The following is a 19,609-nucleotide window of genomic DNA, read 5'->3' on the forward strand; positions in this document are numbered from 1 at the left end:
CCGTCCGGACGATCTCCGCTGGTCGTGCGCTACCGTGGCACCGACCGTGCCACAGCGAAGCCGGTGCGAAACCGGCGCTGTCCCGCAACTGTGATGCCCCGTACGCGCGGCGCCGGCCTCCACCGGCGCCGACGGACGTGGGACGAGCCAGGTCGCCTGCGGCCCGGTCGCGACACGCGCTCTCGAGGAAGGGCGCCTCGCGGACGGGCCTTCCACCTGTCGGCGAAGCATCACTCCTCGACCGACAGGAGGCTCCATGTCCCGACGTACCCCCCGGCTCTTCGCCACCGCGCTCGCGGCCGGCGTGCTGCTTCTCGGCGGCTGCGCCGAGAAGACCTCGACCGACACCCCCGCCTCCGGCGGCTCCGGGGGTGCGTTCCCGGTCACCGTCGGCAATCTCACGCTGGAGAAGCGGCCGGAGAAGATCGTCTCGCTCTCGCCGACCGCCACCGAGATGCTCTTCGCCATCGGCGCCGGCAAGCAGGTCACCGCCGTCGACGACCAGTCGAACTACCCGGCCGAGGCGCCCCGCACCGACCTGTCCGGCTACCAGCCGAACGCCGAGGCGATCGCGGCCAAGAGCCCCGACCTGGTGGTGCTCTCCAACAACCTCAACAAGATCGTCGACCAGCTCGTCGCGCTGAAGATCCCGGTCCTGCAGACGCCGGCCGCGACCACGCTCGACGACTCGTACCGGCAGCTCACCGACCTGGGCACGCTCACCGGCCACCGGTCCGAGGCGGACGCCGTGGTGCAGAAGATGAAGGACGAGATCACCGCGCTGACCAAGGACCTGCCGAAGCGTACGGAGAAGCCGACCTACTTCCACGAGCTGGGCCCGGAGCTGTACACGGCGACCAGCAAGACGTTCATCGGCACCATCTACGCGCTCGCCGGCCTGGAGAACATCGCCGACGCGTCCGACGCCGACGGGAAGAACGGCGGCTATCCGCAGCTCTCCCAGGAGGTCATCGTCAAGGCGAACCCCGACTTCATCTTCCTGTCCGACACCAAGTGCTGCAAGCAGAGCGCCGACACGGTGAAGGCGCGCAGCGGGTGGTCCGGCATCACCGCGGTGAAGAACAACCAGATCGTGGAGCTGGACGACGACATCGCCTCGCGCTGGGGCCCGCGTGTGGTCGAACTGCTCAAGGTGATCGTCGACGCCACCGCCAAGGTCCCGGCCTGACCGTGGCCCTCCGGCAGGCCGACCCCGCCCCGACGAGCCCGGCCGGGACGCCCGACGCGTCCCGGCCGGGCGACCGGCAGTTGTTCCGCCCCCGGCGGCGTACCGCACGCGGTGCGCCCGGCGGCCCGATCCGGCCCGCCGGGCTCCGCAAGCGCTGGCTGCTCGCCGGTGTCGTCGCGGTGCTCGTCGCGCTCGTGGCGGGCGTCTCCCTCGGCCCGGTCAGCCTGCCGCCCGGCAGCGTCGCGGCCGAACTGCTCAACCTGCTGCCCGGCGTGCATCTGGACAGCGGGCTCACCGAGCGGGAAGTCGCGATCATCACCGAGCTGCGGCTGCCCCGGGTCGTGCTCGGGCTGCTCGTCGGCGCGCTCCTCGCCCTGGCCGGCGGCTGCTACCAGGGCGTCTTCCGCAACCCGCTGGCCGATCCATACCTGCTCGGCGTGGCGGCCGGAGCCGGGTTCGCGGTCACCGCGGCGATCGTCCTCGGCGCCGGAGCGGGCGGGGCGCTGACCGGGCTGCCGATCACCATTCCGCTCGCCGCGTTCGTCGGGTCGCTCGGCGCGGTCGTGCTGACGTACCTCCTCGGCGCCGCCGGCGGGCGGGACCGGTCCCCGGCCACGCTGATCCTGGCCGGGGTGGCGGTCTCCGCGTTCTTCGCCGCCGGGCAGACGTACCTGCTGCAACAGCACTCCGACAACATCCAGCAGGTCTACTCCTGGCTGCTCGGGAGGCTGGCCACCGCCGGCTGGCACGACGTGTGGCTGGTCCTGCCGTACTTCGTGCTCACCTCCGTGGTGGTGCTGCTGCACCGGCGCGAGCTGGACGTGCTCTCCGTCGGCGACGACGAGGCCGCCGGTCTCGGCCTGCACCCGCAGCGCTCCCGCTACCTGCTGATCGCCGCCGCGTCGCTGGGCACCGCCGCCGCCGTCTCCGCGTCCGGGCTGATCGGCTTCGTCGGCATCATCGTGCCGCACACCATGCGGCTGCTCGCCGGTTCCAGCCACCGGGTGATCCTGCCGCTGTCGATGCTGTTCGGCGGCGCGTTCCTGGCCCTGACCGACGTGGTCGCCCGGACCGCAGCCGCCCCCGCCGAGATCCCCATCGGCGTGGTCACCGCGCTGCTCGGCGGACCGTTCTTCGTGCTGGTCCTGCGTACCGCCCGCCGGGTGGCGATGTGAACGCCCCCGCGGTGCGCGTCCACGATCTGCGCGTCACCCTCGGCGGCACACCGGTCCTGGCCGGCGTCGACCTCACCGTCGCGGCAGGCGAGTGGGTCACCGTGATCGGACCCAACGGCGCCGGCAAGTCCACCCTGTTGCGCGCCGTCGGCGGCCTGCTCACCGGCCCGGGCGAGGTGACCCTCTTCGGTACGCCGATCGGCTCGCTGCGCCGCCGCGACCGCGCCCGTGTGGTGGCCACCGTGGCGCAGTCCCCGGTCGTACCGATCGGGATGTCGGTGTTCGACTACGCGCTGCTCGGGCGTACCCCGTACATCCCGCCGCTGGGCCGCGAGTCGGCGGCCGACCTGGCCGCCGCGCACGAGGTGCTGGACCGGCTCGACCTGGGCCCCTTCGCGCACCGCGAGCTGGCCACGCTCTCCGGCGGCGAGCGGCAGCGCGTCTTCCTGGCCCGGGCGCTGGCCCAGGGCGCCACCCTGCTGCTGCTCGACGAGCCGACGAGCGCGCTGGACATCGGGCACCAGCAGGAGGTGCTGGAACTGGTCGACCAGCTCCGCCGCGAGCACGGCCTCACCGTGCTCGCCACAATGCACGACCTCTCCATCGCCGGCGAGTACGCCGATCGCCTGGTCCTGCTCGCCGACGGCCGGGTGGCAGCCGCCGGGCCGCCGGAGGAGGTGCTCACCGAGGAGCTGCTGGCCCGCCACTACCGCGCCCACATCCGCGTCATCCCCGGCGACCACGGCCCCCTGGTGGTCCCCGTCCGCCCCACCTGACCCCCACCCCACCCACCCCACCCTCCCTCGCGCCCCGTCCCGCCTCGCCCGCCCCGTCGATCTTGCACTTTTCGCCCCGACAGCAGGTGTGTATGCCTCGTTGGGCGGGCCGCAACTGCAAGATCGGCGAGGTAGGGCTGGGGTGGGCCGTCAGCGCAGCGTCGAGACGGAGAAGAGGGCGCCGGACAAGTCGCGCAGGGCGGCGCTGCGTCCGGCCGGGTTGTCGCGCGGCGGGACGAGGATGGTGCCGCCCAGCTCGGTGGCCCGGGCGGCGGTCGCGTCGGCGTCCTCCACCGCGAAGTAGACCGCCCAGTACGCGGGCAGGTCCTCCGGAAGCGGCTCGGCCCGGGGCAGCATCCCGGCGACGATCCGGGCCCCGCAGCGCCAACCGGTGTACGCGACCGGCCCGACCGGGCGCTCCTCCGGATGCCAGCCGAACACCAGCGCGTAGAACTCCTTCGCGCCCTCCGGGTCCGGCGTGACCAACTCGTTCCAGCACATCGCACCCGGCGCGTTGTACAACTCCGCCCCGCGCATCGCCATCGGCTGCCACACGCTGAACACCGCGCCGGCCGGGTCGGCGAGCACCGCCATCCGGCCCTGCTGGGCGACGTCGAACGGGGACACGACAACCTGCCCGCCGGCCGCCTCCACCCGGGTGGCGACCAGGTCCGCGTCGTCGGTCGCCACGTACGTGGACCAGACCGGCACCTGGTCCGGCGTACCGGGTGGCCCGGCCCCGGCGACCGCCTTGCCGTCCTTGCGGAAGACCGTGTAGCCGCCGGCGTCCGGCTCGGGGGAGATCTGCCCGGTCCAGCCGAACAGCTCCGGGTAGAACCGTCGTGCGTCGTCCAGCCCGGGCGTGGCCAGGTCGGTCCAGCAGGGCGTGCCGGGCTCGACGCCGTTCACGGTGACCCCTCTCGCCGGGACGGGCTCCGCTCGCCCGCCCTGTCGGCATCGTGGCACCGCCCGTACGGTCGCCGGGCCGGAACCGGACAAACTGTCAGCTGAAGCGGCGTCCCTCGTCCCGCCGGTACGCCCAGCCGGCGAGCGCGGCGAGCACCAGCACCCAGACCACCAGCATCACCAGCGCCCGGATGTCCGGCCGGAAGTCGGTGACCGCCGTCCAGATCAGTTCCACGGCGCCCCGGGTCGGCAAGTAGGGGGCGATCGCCTTGATGAAGCCGGGCGCGTCGTCCGGCCCGGAGAGCAGGCCACCGCCGAACGCCAGCGGGAAGAAGATCACCTGGGCCACCACGATCGCCGCCTTGCTCGGCAGCGAGTAGCCGATCGCCAGGCCGAGCAGCGTGAACGGCACCGAGACCACGGCGACCGCGCCGAGCCCGAGCAGGAACTGCACCGCGCTGACCCGGGCCTCGGTGGCGACCGCCGCGATCAGCACCACCGGGATCATCGACACGTAGGTCAGCACCAGCCCGGCCAGGATCCGCCCGGCCAGCCGCGGTGCCGGTCCGGCCGGCAGGGTCCGGGTGTACGGGTTCCAGGGCTGGTCGCGGTCCTCGGCGACGCCCACGCCGTACTGGAAGATGTTGGCGCTCATCACCGCGAACGTCACCATGGCGGCGGTCGCGTAGGTGGCGCCGACCGGGTCGTCGCCGGCGAACGGCACCACGAAGAAGAGCATCGCGGCGGCGGGGAAGAAGGCGCTGCCCACCACCGCCACCGGGATCCGGATGATCTCCAGGAGCTGGTAGCGGGCGTGGACCAGGGCGAGCGGCACGGCGGTCTCCTAGGCGGCTGCGGGCGCGGGCCGGTCGTCGGCCGTGATGGCGAGGAACGCCTCCTCCAGCGAGGTGGGGCGGACCTCCAGGTCGTGGAACGCCACCCCGGCGGTGACCAGGTCACGCACGAGCTGGTCGGCGTCGCTGGTGAGCAGGTGCAGCCGCCCGTCGGCGCGTTCGGTGGCGACCACTCCCGGCAGCGCCGGCAGGTCGTGGGCGACCAGGCTGACCCGGCGTACGCCGACGATCCCGCGGATCGCCGCCACCGAGTCGTCGGCCAGCACCCGCCCGTGGCCGATCACCACCACCCGCTGCGCGAGCGCCTCCACCTCCTCCAGATAGTGGCTGCTCAGCAGCACGGTGCCGCCGTCGGCGTGGAAGCCACGGATCGCGTCCCAGAGCGCGTGCCGCGCCTCCACGTCGAGGCCGGTAGTCGGCTCGTCGAGCACCACCAGCCGGGGACGGCCGACGAACGCCAGCGCCACTGCCAGCCGGCGACGCTGCCCGCCGGAGAGGCCGCCGGTCTGCCGGCGCACCTGGTCGGCGAGGCCGAACCGGTCGAGCAGCTCGCCGCGCGGCACCGGGTCGGGGAAGTGCGCGGAGACGAAGTCGACCACCTCGCCGACCCGCAGCGTGCCGGGCAGGCCGGTCTCCTGCGGGGTGACCCCGAGCTGCCGCCGGCTCGCCGGGTCGCGCGGGTCGCCGCCGCACAGCTCGACCCGGCCGGCTGTGGGGCGGCGCAGCCCGACCAGCAGGTTGATCAGGGTGCTCTTGCCGGCGCCGTTCGGGCCGAGCAGGCCGACCAGTTCCCCGGCCCGGACGGTCAGGTCGACCCGGTCCAGTGCCAGCACCTCGCCGTAGCGACGGCTGACCTGTTCGGCGCGGGCCAGGATCATCGGCGGTCTCCTCGGAGCGGAAGGACTGTGCCTCCCTGTCTACCGTGCGTGTGCCAGCGGCGGTGACCCCTGGCCGGGTGCCCACATCCCCTAGTCTGGTGGCGCCGTCGACGACGGTGGAAGTTCCGACCGGACACCGGGGAGGGTCCGTGACCAGTCCGAGCAGGAATCTCGACGCCCAGCCGGAGGCGTTGCGGGCGTTCGCCGCCGCCTCCCGGGACCGGTCGTCGCGGTTCCGCGAGCTGGAGCGGGCGTTCCGCGACGGCCACGTGGCCCGGCACTCCTTCGGCGTGATGCCCGCGTCGTTCAGCCTCGCCGCCGCGTACGAGCAGCAGTTCGAGGCGTGCCTGCAGGGGCTGGCGGACGGCGCCGAGACCATGCTGACCATCGCCACCGGGCTCACCGAGACAGCCGCCGCCTACGACGACACGGACGCGGCGAACGACACCATGTTCACCGCGGGCGGCTGAGGGGGGCGGGGATGAGCACCGAGGCGCTCCAGCGCAACAAGACCTACTTCGAGCAGATCGTGTCGGGCACCCCGGACCCGTTCAAGCCGCTGTCGAACGCGGTGCTGTGGCCGTTCGAGCAGCTCCTGGAACTGGTCGCCGGTGAGCCGGACGACCTGATGCGGGCCGGCCAGCTCGCGATGACGACCGGGGAGGCGGTCCGGCGGATCGCCGGTGACCAGGTCGCCGATCGGGCCCGGCTGCGCGGCGCGTGGGACGGCGACGCGGCGGACAAGTTCCACGCCTCGATGCAGTCCATCGAGGACGCGATGGACGATCTCGCCAACGGGCTGGACGGCACCAAGGAGGTGCTGGTCGACGCCGCGAACGCGGCGGTGGACGCGTTCAACCTGCTGGTCGAGTTGATCCTGGAGTTCCTGCTCTGGTTCCTGACCGAGATCATCATCGCCGCGGTGGCGGCGGCGCTGAGCGCCGGGGTGAGCCTGGCCGCCACAGTGGTGCGGGTGCTGGCCCGGCTGGCCACCACCGTCGGCCGCATGGTCAAGATCGTGGCCCGGTTCGCGGAGATCCTCACGAAGCTCGCGACCAGGCTCCAGAAGGTCGCCAACCTGCTCGACCGCTACGCCAAGGTCGTGATGGAGCTGCGCCGGGCCAAGAAGGCGTACAGCGCGTTCAACAAGTCCGGCTACACGAAGGCGGCGCTCGCCTTCAAGGTGGAACGCGCCGCCGTCCTCTTCCCGGGCAAGTTCGTCATCAACCAGGTGTCCCCGGTGAACGTCCCCGGCATGGGCGGCGCCCTGCTCGACACCGGGATGGGCCTGCACGACGTCTCCGACGGGCGCAAGGACCGCAACTACCTGGTGGACGGCACCTACCGCGAGGATCTCGGCCCGTACACCACGGGCGTGCAGAACGTGTTCGACTCGATCGTGAACTGAGAGGCAGCAATGACGTTCCCGGCCCTGGACCGGATCGAGGCGCTGGCCCGCAACCTGGACGGTTGGCAGCGCGAACTCGGCGCGCGGATGGCCGAGCTGGAACAGAGCAGCGCCGAGGGGGTGAGCGACTCCGGCCTGGTCACCGTCGTGGCCGCCGCCGACGGCGGGATCCTCTCCACCGACATCAACGCGCGGGCCATGCGCTTCGACTCGTACACGCTCGCCGAGGAGATCACCTCGGCGGCGAACCGGGCGCAGGAGGCCGCCGCCGCCCGCGTACGCGAGATCGTCGGCGAGGTGATGGGCAACGCGCCGGGCGCGGAGCGCCCCGCCGACGACGGCTACGGCCACGACCGATACTGAGCCGATGGACGAGACCAGATTCCGCGACCGGATCGGCCTGCTCGTCGAGCCGGGCGAGCGTGTCCTGGCGCACGCCAAGGCCGACGTCGGCCAGGGGCTCGCTCCGGCACCGCCGCCCGAGCCGGAGCCGGACGCCGAGCCGAGCCGGCGGACGATCGGCTCGGTGCTGCTCAACGTGCTGCTGCCACTGGCCACCTGGGACCGTGGCGACCGCCTGGTCGACGCGATCGGCTGGGGGATCGCCGGGCGCGGCGCCCCCGGCTCGGCCGCCTCGCGCCTGCACCGCGCGCTCCGCCCGCCCCGGCCCGACCTCCAGGTCCGGGAGACGCTGCTCGCGGTCACCGACCGGCGGCTGCTGGTCTGCCGCACCGGCGGGGTCGAGTTGCTGGCCGGGCGCGAGGCCGAGGAACGCGCGCTGGCCGAGACCGCAGTGGCCTGGTCGACCGCGCGCGCAGAGATCGCCTCCGCACGGGTGGGCTGGCACCGGCTGAACCCGAAGCGGCTGCGGATCGACTTCACCGACGGTTCCTGGCTGTCGTTCACCGTGCCGATCGCCGAGTCCGGCCGCCCCCTGCGTGCGGTCGCCGCCGCACTGTCCGCCTGACCGGTCCGGCCGCCCGGACCGCGGCCGGGCCGCCCAGAACCGTGGCCGGGCGGCCACGGCAGCGCAGCCGAGGCCCACGTCAGGCGGTCAGCGGCGCGGGCAGCGGCTCGCGGTGCAGCACGGCCAGGCGGGAGACCGCCCGGGTCAGCACCACGTACAGGCGGTGCAGTCCGCGCGGCTCGGCGGCCACGATCGCGGCCGGCTCGACGACCACCACGTGGTCGTACTCCAGGCCCTTCACCAGCGTCGCCGGGACCACAGTGACACGCGCCGCGGCCTCGACGTCGTCGGCGGTAGCGGTCTCGACGCCCGCGTCGGCGAGCGCCGCGCGGAGCCGGTCCACCGCGCCGTCGGCGGCGATCACACCGACCGAGCCGTCGTGCGCGAGCGCCGCCCGCACCTCGGCCACCGTCGCGGCCGTTAGGTCCTCGGTGGTACGCACATCCAGCGCGCCGTCGTTGCGCAGCGACCGGGCCGGGGGTACGTCGACAGCGAGCGCCGGCAGCAGCCGGTTCGCGAACGCCACCACCGCGGCCGGCACCCGGAAGCCCACGCTCAGCGGCACCACAGCCGCGTCCGGCTTGCCCAGGTGGGCCAGCGACTCCCGCCAGTCGGTCGCGGCCCAGGGCGCGGTGCCCTGGGCCAGATCGCCGAGCAGCGTGATCGAGCCGTGCTCGCTGCGCCGGGCGATGGCGCGGCACTGCATCGGGGAGAGGTCCTGCGCCTCGTCGACCACCACGTGCCCGAAGCCGGCGGGCCGTTCCAGCAGCCCGGCCACCTCGTCGATGAGCACCGCGTCGGCGGCGGTCCACCGGGTCGCCTTCGCGGTGCGCCCGGTCCTGCCGGCGCGGAACAGCTCCTGCTCCTCGGGCGTGAGCAGGTCGTCCGCGGCGGCGGCCAGCGCGTCGGCGTCGGTACGCAGCCGGTGCAGCAGCCCCTCCGGGGTGAGCGCGGGCCAGACCGCGTCGAGCAGGTCGGTGACCGGCTTGATCCGGCTCATCCGGCGCAGCCAGGCGTCGCTCGGTGACTCCGCCCGGCGCGCCTCGGCCTGGCGTTGCAGCAGCCCCACCACCCGCGCCCGCACCCGGTCCCGGCCGGTCGCGTAGGGCAGAGCCTCCGCCCGGGTCTCGGTGACCAGCCGGTGCAACGGGTCGAGTCCGATCCGCCACCGGTACGAGCCGTCCGACACCACGATCGGCTCGGTGGGCGTACCGATGTGGGCGTCGACGGCCCGGCGCAGCACCTCGGCCATCCGGACGTCGTGCTTGAGCGCGGCGGCGGCCGGGTCGTCGACCGCGCGGACCGGAACCCGCGCGACCAGGTCCTCCACGGTGGCCTGCTCGACCTCGACCTCACCGAGGGTGGGCAGCACCGCCGCGATGTACGACAGGAACGCCCGGTTCGGCCCGACGATCAGCACGCCCGAGCGGCGCAGCCGTTCGCGGTGCAGATAGAGCAGGTACGCGGCGCGGTGCAGCCCGACCGCCGTCTTCCCGGTGCCGGGCGCGCCCTGTACGCAGATCGAGTCGGCCAGGTCGGCCCGGACCAGCTCGTCCTGCTCCGGCTGGATGGTGGCGACGATGTCGCGCATCGGGCCGACGCGGGGACGCTCGATCTCGGCGGTGAGGATGCGGCTGGCCGTGCCGAGTTCCTCGCCCCGGTCCAGGTGCTCGTCCTCGAAGCTGGTCAGCGTCCCGGCGCTGAACCCGAACCGGCGGCGTACGGCGACACCCTGCGGGTCACGCGCGCTGGCCCGGTAGAACGACCGGGAGACCGGCGCCCGCCAGTCCAGCACCAGCGGTTCGCCCAGCTCGTCGGTGACGTGCCGCCGCCCGACGTGGTACTCCCGCCCGGCGTGGTCCGGGTCGTCGCCGCCGAAGTCCAGGCGGCCGAAGAACAGCGGGGTGGTCGGGTCGTCGGCCAGCTCCTTGACCCGCCGGGCCATGTGCCGGCCGAGCTGTTCGGCGGTGTACGAGTCACCGGCCACCTTGTCGCCGGTGGCGAAGAGCGCCTGGGCGCGTTCCCGCATCCGGGTCAGCGCGGCGCGGGAGGCGTCGAGGTGGACACGTTCGGCTGCGAGTTCGGCGTCGAGGGCGGGTGTGGCGTCAAGGTCGGTTGCGGGCACGATGAACTCCGATGGCTCAACTGAGGCTCGCTCGCGTGTCCGGGGCGGTTGGCCTGCTCCCGGCGCGGGGACGTCCGCTGCGGTGCATGCTCACCGCGGCCGTCGGGCGGCCCTCCACGCTACGGGAGCACCGGCAGGTCGCGCCAACGAATTTCGTGGTGGCAGGCGATCCGCTCGATCCATCTCCACTCTGCGAGCAACGTCGCGACCAGGAGGTGCTCGCGCGCTACATCGGCGCGCTCGGTGGCACCCTCGAGCTGATCGCCGACTTCGGTGACGAGCAGCTCAAGGTCGCCTGATCCGATGGGTTGCACCGCTGGATCCCGGCGTCCTCGGACGCGGGATCATTGCGGTATGACCGAGGCGCTTCCCGGCGGCAGCCGGGTGACGATCAGTGATCCGCATGTGATGCGGGCGCTCGCTCATCCGGCCCGCATGGCGATCATGGAACATCTCGGCACGCTGGAGGGCGGTACGACGGCCACCGAGTGCGCCGAGATCGCCGGGCTGTCGCCGAGCGCGACCAGCTACCACCTGCGGGAGCTGGCGAAGTTCGGGCTGGTCCGGCAGGCGCCCGGCCGGGGTGACGCCCGGGAGCGGGTGTGGCAGGCGGTGAATCCGTCGTACCACGTCGAAGCGGGGCCGGACGCCGATCCGGAGGCGCGTGCCGCCGAGGCGGCCCTGGTCGAGGCGCACCTGGTCCGCGACGCCCAGCGGGTCCGAGAGTGGTTGCGCCGTGCGCCGGACGAGTCGCCGGAGTGGTACGCGGCGACCTGGTTCAGCGACAGCGTGCTGCTCATGACCGCCGGGGAGTTGACCGAGCTGAATCAGGCGATCCAGGCGCTGATGGAGCCGTACCGGCGACGGACCCGGACCGATCCACCGGCCGGGGCCCGGCCGGTGGCGACGCAGTACCGGGCGATGCCCCTCGACTGAGGGGTTGCGCCCGGCAGTTGTGAAGGAATATTTTCGAAGTATGTCCTTCGCAGCTGTCCCGTCGCGCTGGTCGGACGTCTGGCTCGCGGCCACCGCCCGCGGCATCTCCAGTTGCGGGAACTTCCTCGTCACCAGCGCCCTCACGCTCGCGCTCCAGTCCGCCGGGGCCGGCGGCCTCGCCGTCTCCGGGCTGCTGCTGGCCGCGACGCTGCCGCTCGTGGTGCTCGCGCCCCTGACCGGCCGGCTCGCCGACCGGGTGGACAGCCGGGTGCTGCTGATCGCCACCGGGGCCGGCCAGGGAGCGACCTGTCTGGCGCTCGCGTACGCCCAGGCCCCGGCGCTGGTGATCGCTCTGGTGGCACTGCTCGCCACCGGCCTCGCGGTCTCCCAACCGGTGATCTCCGCGCTGGTGCCGGTCATGGTGCGGACGGAGGACCTGCCCCGGGCCGGCGCGCTCAACCAGACCGCCGGCACGCTCGGCGCACTCGCCGGACCGGCACTGGCCGGGCTCCTGGTCGGCCAGTTCGGCACCCGGGTGCCGCTGCTCCTCGGCGCGCTCAGCTATCTCTCGCTGGTGGTTGCCGGGCTGCTCGTGCGTACCCGCAGAGGTGGCCGCCGGGCGACGGCCGCAACCGCCACCGCGGTGGCGCCCCCGTGGCGGTTCCGGCGCGACCCGCTGCTGACGGTGATGGTCGGCAGCGTGGCCGCGGTGATCGGCGCGGTCGGCGCGGTGAACGTCATCGAGGTCTTCTTCATCCGCGAGACGCTCGGCAGCAGCGCCACCGTGTACGGGCTGGTCACCGGCTCCTGGACGCTCGGCATCGTGCTCGGCGCGTGGCTGTTCGCCCGCGTCGCCCGGCGGCTCGCCGACGACGGCGCGCTGCTGGGCGCCGGGCTGGTGCTGCTCGGCGGCTGCGGCCTGGCGGTGCTGGTCTCGGCGGCGGTCCCCTCGGCCTGGCTGCTCGTGCCCATCTGGCTGCTGGGCGGCGTGGGCAACGGCGGCGACAACGTCTTCAACAACCTGCTGCTGGCGCGACGGGTGCCGGAGGCCGCACGGGGCCGGGCGTTCGCCGTCTTCGGCGCGGCCGCGCAGGGCGCCGCGATGGGCGGCTACCTGGTCGGGGGCCTGCTCCTGGAGGTGGCCGGCCCGCGCATGCTCGTCGCCGGTTGCGGCGTGGCCGGACTGCTCGTGGTGGCGGCGCTGGCCTGGCCGGTGCGCCGGGCGGTACGCGCCGAGCGGGCCGCCGCCGCCATGGCCTCGCCTGCCGCCGCAGCCGTGACGGCGGGGGCCGCATGACCGCTGGTGTTAAGAAGGGCCCCTTCCTCTACCGGAGGCGTTAACAGGGGGCCCTTCCTTTCCGTCGGGTGCGGGGTTCACCACTCGATCGGATCCCCCGGCGGCAAGGTGGTGGCCACGGCGATACGGTCGGATCATGGCCGACCGCATCGCCCGCCCCCGGGTGGGGCACATCCAGTTCCTCAACTGCCTGCCCATCTACTGGGGGCTGATGCGGTCCGGCGCGCTGATCGACGTCGACCTGCACAAGGACTCGCCGGACCGGCTGAGCGCCGACCTGGTCGCCGGTGACCTGGACATCGGCCCGATCACGCTGGTGGAGTTCCTCAAGCATGCCGACGACCTGCTGCTCCTGCCCGACCTGGCGGTCGGCAGCGACGGGCCGGTGCTCTCGGTGAACATGGTGTCGACCCGCCCGCTGGGCGAGCTGGACGGCGCCCGGGTGGCACTCGGCTCCACGTCGCGAACCGGGGTGCTGCTGGCCCAGCTGCTGCTCGCCGAGCGGCACGGGGTGCGACCGGAGTACTTCCGCTGCCCGCCGGACCTGACCCAGATGCTGCTGGAGGCCGACGCCGGGGTGCTCATCGGCGACGTGGCGCTGCGCGCGCTCTACGAGGCCCCGGCCAAGGGCCTCGAGGTGACCGACCTGGGCCAGGCGTGGCACGACTGGACCGGCCTGCCCATGGTGTTCGCCGTCTGGGCGGTCCGCCGCGAGTTCGCCGCCGCCCACCCGGGCCTGGTCAAGGAGGTGCACGAGGCGTTCCTGCGCTCGCGCGACCTGTGCCTGGCCGAGCTGGACCAGGTGGCGGAGGCGGCGGCCCGCTGGGAGACGTTCGACGCGGCCACGCTCGCCACGTACTTCCGGGCGCTCGACTTCTCGCTCGGTGAGCGGCAGGTGGCCGGGCTGCGCGAGTTCGCCCGCCGGGCGGCGGCGTACGGGGAGGTGCCGGCGCTGCCGGCCGGCGGCCCGGAGTTCTTCCAGGGCTGAGCGCGCCGGGCGGGGCTCGGGTTGCCGGCCGCGTGACTCAGGTCGAGGGCCGCAGCAGCGCCTTGGTGATCCGTTCGCAGGCGTCCATGCCGTACTCCCAGCCGCCCTCGACGCCGAACGGGGTGCGCAGCATCACGCCCATCGTCCAGGTGTCGCCGATGGCCAGGCAGTTGACGTGGTACTCCTCTTCCTTGTCCCGGTCGATCCAGCCGTTCTTGATGGCGATCTCCTTCTGCTGGGCCGCCGGGAACGCCTTGCGGATGCCGAAGTCGCCGGAACCGCGTACCAGGCGCATCTCGTCGAGCAGCCACTCGGTCCATTTCGGCCCGGCCGCGCGGCCGTCGTCGATGCAGAGCCCGAGCCGGGCGGCGTCCCGGGGGGACAGCTCGGTACGGCTCCACCCGCCGTCGGAGGCGACCTCGCTGTCGGTCAGCTTGCAGATCGAGATCATCCGCTCGATCGAGTCCGAGCCGCCGACGCTCTCGTAGAACTCCTGCGCCCGGGTGTTGTCGCTGTCCCGGATGATCCTCGTGGCGTCGGCCAGCTTCGCCTCGCTCGGAGTCTTGCCGCCCTCGGCGCGCAGGCGCAGGTAGTCGGCCACCACCCAGGCTTTGATCAGCGACGCGGTAGTGCTCGTCTGACCCATGTTCGCCGAACCGATGATCTTCCCGGTCCGCTTGTCCAGCACGGACCAGCCGTACCAGCCCTTGATCTTGAGGCTGTCCAGGTTCTTCGCCTCGAACGGCAGCGGTTCGAGCGACGGCGAGGGAGCGACCCGCGGTTTCGCGCCGCGATCGACCGGCTGCTGCTCGGACCGTTCACTCGTCGGTGCGGGACGTGAGTTCGCGGTGGCCTCCAGCGGGGAGCCGGGGATCACACGCAGGGAGAGGCCGAGCAGGCCGACGAGGACCGCAGCCAGGGCGCTGAACGCGAGCGGACGCCGATAGCTGCCGGGCCGACGCCGGGCGCCGGCCATCAGAGCTTTCCGACCGGCTGTTGCGGCACCTTGAGCGCGGCGCCGGGCTGCGGTGCCACGAGCTGGGTGGCGACGGCGGCGCACAGCTTCGCGCCGTACGACAGGCCGGAGCCGCCCGGGTACCGCATCATCACGGAGAGGCTCCACTTGTCGGTGAACGCCAGGCAGCTGATGTGCCAGTTGCCGTCGTAGGCGAGCTGGGTCCAGCCGTTCTTCATGTGCACCGGGCCCTGCGACTTGATCGTCGCGGGCAGGCCGTCGATGATGCCCCAGCGGCCGCCGCCGGACCGCGCGCTCTGCTTGCTGACGCTGCCGGCCACCTTGGTCATCTCGCTGAGCAGCCACTTGGTCCACGTGGGACCGGCGGCCCGGCCGTCGGCGATGCAGTCGCCGAGGCGGGCCGCGTCCCGGGGGGACATCTCGGTGAAGCTCCACCAGCCCTTGTATTGGGGCACGCTGCCGGGCCTGGTGTCGGTCAGGCCGCAGATCTGGATCGCCCGTGCGATGACCGGGTCGGGCCGGCCGCCCGGCTGTGGCACGTAGGAGCCGCCGGCCGCCAGGTAGACCTGGTTGGCGCCGTCGTCGTCGCTGTTCCGGATCGCCAGGGCCGCCGCCTTCTTGAGCTCGGCGGTCGGCTGCTCGTCGCCGAGCTGGCGCAGGTAGTCCGCGACGATCCAGGCCTTGAGCATCGACTCGGTGGAGCTGGTCTGGGTCATGTTCTCCGCGCCGGTGACGGTGCCGGTTTCCCGGTCCATCAGAGCCCAGGAGAAGAACTCGCCTTCGAAGTTCACCGACACCGGGGCGTCGGCGAGCGTCGGGGTCGCCGGCGCGGTCGGGGCCGGCGCCGGGACCTGCTCGCCGCCGCCGACGCCGCCCGTGCCGTTGCCGCCGGCGAGCTTCGCGTACGCGGCCGGCACCAGCATGACGCCGCCGACGAGGACCGCCACGATGGCGAGCACCAAGGTCACGCGAGGTCGCATGAGTGGTGAGCTCCAGATGTCTGGCCGGGGGGACCGGCGCTTGTGCATGAGTTCGCCGCCGGTCGTCAACAGGCCGGGGGATGGTGGCCTGAACGGTGACGATCATGAAGACGAACGGTTTGCCGGGGGGAAGTCTACTTCCGGACAGCCCTGATGCCAGGTCTCGACACCCGTGACTTTGCCGGGTGGGTGAGATATTGAACGCCTTTGTCATTCTTGGGCGGTTTCCTCACCTTGAGGTAATCGACATCACAGCTACCAGGGCCGATGGCGGCGCGTGCACGCCCGGTGACGCCAGTAGCTCCCCGAAACCTGTTACACCCTCTGGTGTCATCCGTGGCGAGCTGTAACACTGGCTGCATGTATGGCAATGACTTCGCCCCGCCGGAGGACGCTCCGGGCGGCGGCCTGCTCGGCGAGGTGGAGGCGGCGGAGGCGGCGCTGCGCGAGGCGGCGGCTCGGGCCCGGCGCGGCGGTCCGGCACCGGACGAGGACGTCGAGGCGTACTTCACCGACGTCATCAACGCGGACCAGAAGATCGAACCCCGCGACTGGATGCCCGAGGCGTACCGCAGGACGCTGATCCGGCAGATCGCCCAGCACGCCCACTCCGAGATCATCGGCATGCAGCCCGAGGGCAACTGGATCAGCCGGGCGCCGTCGCTCAAGCGCAAGGCGATCCTGCTCGCCAAGGTGCAGGACGAGGCCGGGCACGGCCTCTACCTCTACGCGGCCGCCGAGACGCTCGGCATCAGCCGCGACGAGCTGGTGGACCTGCTGCTCGACGGGCGGCAGAAGTACAGCTCGATCTTCAACTACCCGACTCTGACCTGGGCCGACGTGGGCGCGATCGGCTGGCTCGTGGACGGCGCGGCGATCGTCAACCAGGTGCCGCTGTGCCGCTGCTCCTACGGGCCGTACGCCCGGGCGATGATCCGGGTCTGCAAGGAGGAGTCGTTCCACCAGCGGCAGGGCTACGAGATCCTGCACACGCTGGCGCACGGCACCCCGGCGCAGAAGGCGATGGCCCAGGACGCGGTGGACCGCTGGTGGTACCCCTCACTGGCCATGTTCGGCCCGCCGGACGGCGACTCGACGCACAGCGCCCAGTCCATGGCCTGGAAGATCAAGCGCTTCTCCAACGACGAGCTGCGCCAGCGGTTCGTCGACATGTGCGTCGGTCAGGCGGAGGTGCTCGGCCTCACCCTCCCCGACCCGGACCTGCGCTGGAACGACGAGCGGCAGGCGTACGACTACACCCAGCCCGACTACGCCGAGCTGATGCGGGTGATCAAGGGCGACGGGCCGTGCAACCGGGAGCGCATGGCGCACCGGCGCAAGGCGCACGCCGACGGCGCGTGGGTACGGGAGGCCGCCGCGGCGTACGCCGCGAAGCGGGCGGAGCGAAAGGAACCGGTAGCGGCATGAGCGAACGCACCGAGCGAAGCGAGGGCCGTGAGGGCATGCCCAGCCAGTACGGCATGAGCGGTGCGTCCTCTCCCCTGTGGGAGGTCTTCGTGCGGGCCCGCCGTGGCCTGTCGCACACCCACGTCGGCAGCCTGCACGCCCCCGACGCCGAGCTGGCCCTGCGCAACGCCCGGGACCTCTACACCCGCCGCCAGGAGGGCGTCTCCATCTGGGTGGTGCCGGCGGGCGCGATCACCGCGTCCAGCCCGGACGAGAAGGACGCGTTCTTCGACCCGGCCGCCGACAAGGTCTACCGCCACCCGACGTTCTACGAGGTCCCCGAAGGGGCGGCCCACCTATGAGTCTCGACTTCACGCTCGCCATCGGCGACGACGCGCTCGTCGCGGCGCAGCGCCTCGGTGAGTGGACCTCCCGCGCGCCGGAGATGGAGGAGGACATCGCGCTCGCGAACATCGCCCTCGACCAGCTCGGCGCGGCACGGCTGCTGCTCACGTACGCGGGCGAGCTGGAGGGCGCGGGCCGCGACGAGGACGACCTGGCCTATCTGCGCGGCGACCGCGAGTTCCGCAACTGCCTGCTGGTCGAGCTGCCCAACGGCGATTTCGGCGTGACCATGGCGAAGCTGTTCTTCCTGGCCGCGTACCAGTCGCCGCTCTACACGGCGCTGGCCGGCTGCGCGGACGAACGGCTGGCGGCGGTCGGGGCGAAGGCGCGCAAGGAGTCGGCGTACCACCTGGACCACGCCGCGCTGTGGGTGAAGCGGCTCGGCGACGGCACCGAGGAGTCGCACCGGCGCATGCAGGACGCGGTCGACGAGGTGTGGCCGTACGTCCACGAGCTGTTCGCCCCGGACCCGGCGGCGCCGGTCGACCCGTCCACCCTTCGGGCCGACTTCGACGCCACCGTCTCCGCCGTGCTGGACGAGGCCACGCTGACCCGGCCGGAGACCGGCTGGGCACCGGGTGGCGGCCGGGACGGCCTGCACACCGAGCACCTCTCGTACCTCCTCGCCGAGATGCAGGTGCTGCACCGCGCCCACCCCGGAGCGAGCTGGTGAGCGCGAGGAGTGCAGCGGAGCGGAGCCCCGCAGTCGCGAACGGAGGGTGGCGCTGGTGACAGGCGCGAGGGAGGCCGTGGCGGTGGTGGTGGACCCGGAGATCCGGGTCGTCACCATCGACGAGCTGGGCATCCTGCGCGCGGTCGACGAGGAACCGGGCACCGGCCGGGTCGTCGTCACCATCACCCCCACCTACACCGGTTGCCCGGCGATGGACGTGATCCGGGCGGACATCCGCCGGGCGCTCGCCGCCGCCGGGCATCCGGACGCCGAGGTCCGCACCGTCTACCATCCGGCGTGGAGCACCGACTGGATCTCCGACACCGGTCGGGCGAAGCTCGCCGCCGCCGGCATCGCCCCGCCCGCGCCGCGCGGCGACGGCACGGTGGTGCCGTTGACCCTGGCCGTGCGCTGCCCGCGCTGCGGCTCGCCGGAGACCACGCAGATCAGCCGTTTCGGCTCCACCGCGTGCAAGGCGCTGTGGCGCTGCGGATCCTGTTCCGAACCCTTCGACCACCTGAAGGCGCTGTGACTGTCACCATCACCCGGCCGGTGCGCCGCCGGCCGGTCTTCCACCCGCTGCCCGTCACCGCCGTGGACCGGCTCACCGACGACTCGGTGTCGATCACGTTCGCGGTACCGGAGGCGCTGCGCGAGACGTTCGCGTTCTCCGCCGGGCAGCACCTCACCGTCCGCCGCCCGGCCGACGCCGACGGCGAGGAGGTGCGCCGGTCGTACTCGATCTGCTCCACCCCGGACGAGCTGGCCCGGCACGGCCGGTTGCGGATCGGGGTGCGTGAGGTCCCGGGTGGGGCGTTCTCCGCGTACGCCTGCGGCGCGCTGCGCGACGGCGACACCGTCGAGGTGCTGCCGCCGCTGGGCCACTTCACCTCCGCGTTCACCCCGGACCGGGTCCGCCGGTACGGCGCGGTGGTCGCCGGTTCCGGCATCACCCCGGTCCTCGGGCTGGCCGCGACCGCGCTGGCCACCGAGCCGCGCAGCACGTTCACGCTGGTGTACGGCAACCGCACGGCGAACACGGTGATGTTCGCCGAGGAGCTGGCCGACCTGAAGGACCGCTATCCGGCCCGGCTGCACCTGGTGCACGTGTTGTCCCGGGAGATGGGCGAGTCGGCGCTGCTGTCCGGGCGGATCGACGCCGACCGGCTGACCCGGTTGCTCGACACCGTCGTACCCGGCGCCGAGATCGAGGAGTGGTTCCTCTGCGGCCCGTACGGCATGGTGGTGGACGCCAAGGCGGTGCTCGCGGGTCGCGGTGTGCCGGACGCGGCGGTGCACACCGAGCTGTTCCACGTCGACGCCCCGCCGGAGCCGGTCCGGCGCGAGGCCGACCGGCCCGGGGCGGGCACCGAGGTGACGATCCTGCTGGACGGGCGTTCGTCCAGTTTCACGATGGGCCGGGACGAGCGGGTGCTCGATGCGGCCCTGCGGGTGCGCGGTGAGTTGCCGTACGCCTGCAAGGGCGGGGTGTGTTCGACCTGCCGGGCCAAGGTGACGGCCGGTGAGGTGACGATGGCGCGCAACTACGCGCTGGAGCCCGACGAGGTGGCCGCCGGTTACGTGCTGACCTGCCAGTCCAGCCCGGTCACCGACGAACTGACTGTCGACTACGACGCGTAGGGCGCCACCGGTGAGATCACCGGCGGCG

The 19,609-nt window shown here is 72.9% G+C and carries 22 protein-coding genes and 1 riboswitch; of the genes, 16 read left to right on the forward strand and 6 right to left on the reverse strand.

Annotated elements, in window-relative coordinates:
- Positions 1-59 precede the first annotated feature (59 nt).
- Positions 60-152: riboswitch (cobalamin riboswitch) on the forward strand.
- 104 nt (positions 153-256) lie between these two features.
- The 3 genes from GA0070215_RS14925 (at position 257) to GA0070215_RS14935 (ending at position 3,140) form a co-directional block, all read left to right on the forward strand.
- Complete coding sequence (locus tag GA0070215_RS14925) at positions 257-1,189, forward strand: ABC transporter substrate-binding protein (protein WP_018787837.1); 933 nt, start codon at positions 257-259, stop codon at positions 1,187-1,189.
- 80 nt (positions 1,190-1,269) lie between these two features.
- The gene (locus GA0070215_RS14930; protein ID WP_026268464.1) at positions 1,270-2,364 is read left to right on the forward strand and encodes a FecCD family ABC transporter permease; all 1,095 of its coding nucleotides are present in this window, start codon (positions 1,270-1,272) and stop codon (positions 2,362-2,364) included.
- The gene (locus tag GA0070215_RS14935; protein ID WP_091046452.1) at positions 2,361-3,140 is read left to right on the forward strand and encodes an ABC transporter ATP-binding protein; all 780 of its coding nucleotides are present in this window, start codon (positions 2,361-2,363) and stop codon (positions 3,138-3,140) included. The genes GA0070215_RS14930 and GA0070215_RS14935 overlap by 4 nt, the downstream gene beginning before the upstream one ends.
- 150 nt (positions 3,141-3,290) lie before the next feature.
- Here GA0070215_RS14935 and GA0070215_RS14940 read toward each other — a convergent pair whose 3' ends face one another.
- The 3 genes from GA0070215_RS14940 to GA0070215_RS14950 all read right to left on the reverse strand — a co-directional run bounded on the left by GA0070215_RS14940 (position 3,291) and on the right by GA0070215_RS14950 (position 5,778).
- Positions 3,291-4,049, reverse strand: coding sequence for a VOC family protein (locus tag GA0070215_RS14940; RefSeq protein ID WP_091046456.1), 759 nt, complete (start codon positions 4,047-4,049; stop codon positions 3,291-3,293).
- Positions 4,050-4,143: 94 nt separating this feature from the next.
- Positions 4,144-4,881, reverse strand: a complete 738-nt coding sequence (locus GA0070215_RS14945; RefSeq protein ID WP_018787833.1) for an ABC transporter permease — start codon at positions 4,879-4,881, stop codon at positions 4,144-4,146.
- 9 nt (positions 4,882-4,890) lie between these two features.
- A complete protein-coding gene (locus tag GA0070215_RS14950; RefSeq protein WP_091046459.1) occupies positions 4,891-5,778 on the reverse strand; it encodes an ABC transporter ATP-binding protein in 888 nt (295 codons plus the stop codon).
- Positions 5,779-5,927: 149 nt separating this feature from the next.
- On the opposite strand from GA0070215_RS14950, the gene GA0070215_RS14955 reads away from it, so the two are divergent.
- From GA0070215_RS14955 to GA0070215_RS14970, 4 genes are read left to right on the forward strand one after another with little or no spacing between them, the layout of a single operon-like run.
- Complete coding sequence (locus GA0070215_RS14955) at positions 5,928-6,248, forward strand: type VII secretion target (RefSeq protein ID WP_091046463.1); 321 nt, start codon at positions 5,928-5,930, stop codon at positions 6,246-6,248.
- Positions 6,249-6,259: 11 nt separating this feature from the next.
- A complete protein-coding gene (locus tag GA0070215_RS14960; protein ID WP_091046467.1) occupies positions 6,260-7,186 on the forward strand; it encodes a WXG100 family type VII secretion target in 927 nt (308 codons plus the stop codon).
- A gap of 9 nt (positions 7,187-7,195) precedes the next feature.
- Positions 7,196-7,549, forward strand: coding sequence for a YbaB/EbfC family nucleoid-associated protein (locus GA0070215_RS14965; protein WP_091046471.1), 354 nt, complete (start codon positions 7,196-7,198; stop codon positions 7,547-7,549).
- Between the two features lie 4 nt (positions 7,550-7,553).
- Positions 7,554-8,153: a hypothetical protein gene (locus tag GA0070215_RS14970; protein ID WP_091046475.1), complete on the forward strand. Its 600-nt coding sequence runs from the start codon at positions 7,554-7,556 to the stop codon at positions 8,151-8,153.
- A gap of 79 nt (positions 8,154-8,232) precedes the next feature.
- On the opposite strand, the gene GA0070215_RS14975 is transcribed toward GA0070215_RS14970, so the two are convergent.
- Positions 8,233-10,278: a HelD family protein gene (locus tag GA0070215_RS14975; RefSeq protein WP_091046479.1), complete on the reverse strand. Its 2,046-nt coding sequence runs from the start codon at positions 10,276-10,278 to the stop codon at positions 8,233-8,235.
- Positions 10,279-10,313: 35 nt separating this feature from the next.
- Here GA0070215_RS14975 and GA0070215_RS29085 point away from each other — a divergent pair, with 35 nt between their 5' ends.
- The 4 genes from GA0070215_RS29085 to GA0070215_RS14995 all read left to right on the forward strand — a co-directional run bounded on the left by GA0070215_RS29085 (position 10,314) and on the right by GA0070215_RS14995 (position 13,499).
- Positions 10,314-10,577 carry a hypothetical protein gene (locus tag GA0070215_RS29085; RefSeq protein WP_244167006.1) on the forward strand — a complete coding sequence of 88 codons (264 nt, stop codon included), beginning with the start codon at positions 10,314-10,316 and terminating at the stop codon, positions 10,575-10,577.
- Positions 10,578-10,632: 55 nt separating this feature from the next.
- Complete coding sequence (locus GA0070215_RS14985) at positions 10,633-11,214, forward strand: ArsR/SmtB family transcription factor (protein ID WP_091046483.1); 582 nt, start codon at positions 10,633-10,635, stop codon at positions 11,212-11,214.
- A 40-nt stretch (positions 11,215-11,254) separates the two neighbouring features.
- Positions 11,255-12,511, forward strand: a complete 1,257-nt coding sequence (locus GA0070215_RS14990) for an MFS transporter (RefSeq protein ID WP_091046486.1) — start codon at positions 11,255-11,257, stop codon at positions 12,509-12,511.
- 136 nt (positions 12,512-12,647) lie between these two features.
- Entirely contained in the window at positions 12,648-13,499 is an 852-nt protein-coding gene (locus GA0070215_RS14995) for a menaquinone biosynthetic enzyme MqnA/MqnD family protein (RefSeq protein ID WP_018787823.1), read from the forward strand.
- Between the two features lie 37 nt (positions 13,500-13,536).
- Here the strand turns inward: GA0070215_RS14995 and GA0070215_RS15000 are convergent, their stop codons facing one another.
- Both GA0070215_RS15000 and GA0070215_RS15005 read right to left on the reverse strand, forming a co-directional pair.
- The gene (locus GA0070215_RS15000; protein ID WP_091046490.1) at positions 13,537-14,475 is read right to left on the reverse strand and encodes a hypothetical protein; all 939 of its coding nucleotides are present in this window, start codon (positions 14,473-14,475) and stop codon (positions 13,537-13,539) included.
- The gene (locus GA0070215_RS15005) at positions 14,475-15,455 is read right to left on the reverse strand and encodes a hypothetical protein (RefSeq protein ID WP_091046493.1); all 981 of its coding nucleotides are present in this window, start codon (positions 15,453-15,455) and stop codon (positions 14,475-14,477) included. Before GA0070215_RS15005 ends, GA0070215_RS15000 begins: the two co-directional genes overlap by 1 nt.
- 360 nt (positions 15,456-15,815) lie before the next feature.
- Between GA0070215_RS15005 and paaA the strand changes: the two genes are divergently transcribed.
- Genes paaA through paaE form a run of 5 tightly spaced genes read left to right on the forward strand, consistent with a single transcriptional unit; the run spans position 15,816 to position 19,581 of the window.
- Positions 15,816-16,883: a 1,2-phenylacetyl-CoA epoxidase subunit PaaA gene (gene paaA / locus GA0070215_RS15010; protein ID WP_018787820.1), complete on the forward strand. Its 1,068-nt coding sequence runs from the start codon at positions 15,816-15,818 to the stop codon at positions 16,881-16,883.
- Positions 16,880-17,224, forward strand: a complete 345-nt coding sequence (gene paaB / locus GA0070215_RS15015; RefSeq protein WP_377467826.1) for a 1,2-phenylacetyl-CoA epoxidase subunit PaaB — start codon at positions 16,880-16,882, stop codon at positions 17,222-17,224. Before paaA ends, paaB begins: the two co-directional genes overlap by 4 nt.
- A complete protein-coding gene (paaC, locus tag GA0070215_RS15020) occupies positions 17,221-17,940 on the forward strand; it encodes a 1,2-phenylacetyl-CoA epoxidase subunit PaaC (protein WP_018787818.1) in 720 nt (239 codons plus the stop codon). The genes paaB and paaC overlap by 4 nt, the downstream gene beginning before the upstream one ends.
- Before the next feature lie 55 nt (positions 17,941-17,995).
- A complete protein-coding gene (gene paaD / locus GA0070215_RS15025; protein WP_091046662.1) occupies positions 17,996-18,472 on the forward strand; it encodes a 1,2-phenylacetyl-CoA epoxidase subunit PaaD in 477 nt (158 codons plus the stop codon).
- Positions 18,469-19,581, forward strand: coding sequence for a 1,2-phenylacetyl-CoA epoxidase subunit PaaE (gene paaE, locus GA0070215_RS15030; protein WP_018787816.1), 1,113 nt, complete (start codon positions 18,469-18,471; stop codon positions 19,579-19,581). Before paaD ends, paaE begins: the two co-directional genes overlap by 4 nt.
- Positions 19,582-19,609: the final 28 nt, after the last annotated feature.

Source organism: Micromonospora marina, assembly GCF_900091565.1.
Classification (GTDB): domain Bacteria; phylum Actinomycetota; class Actinomycetes; order Mycobacteriales; family Micromonosporaceae; genus Micromonospora; species Micromonospora marina.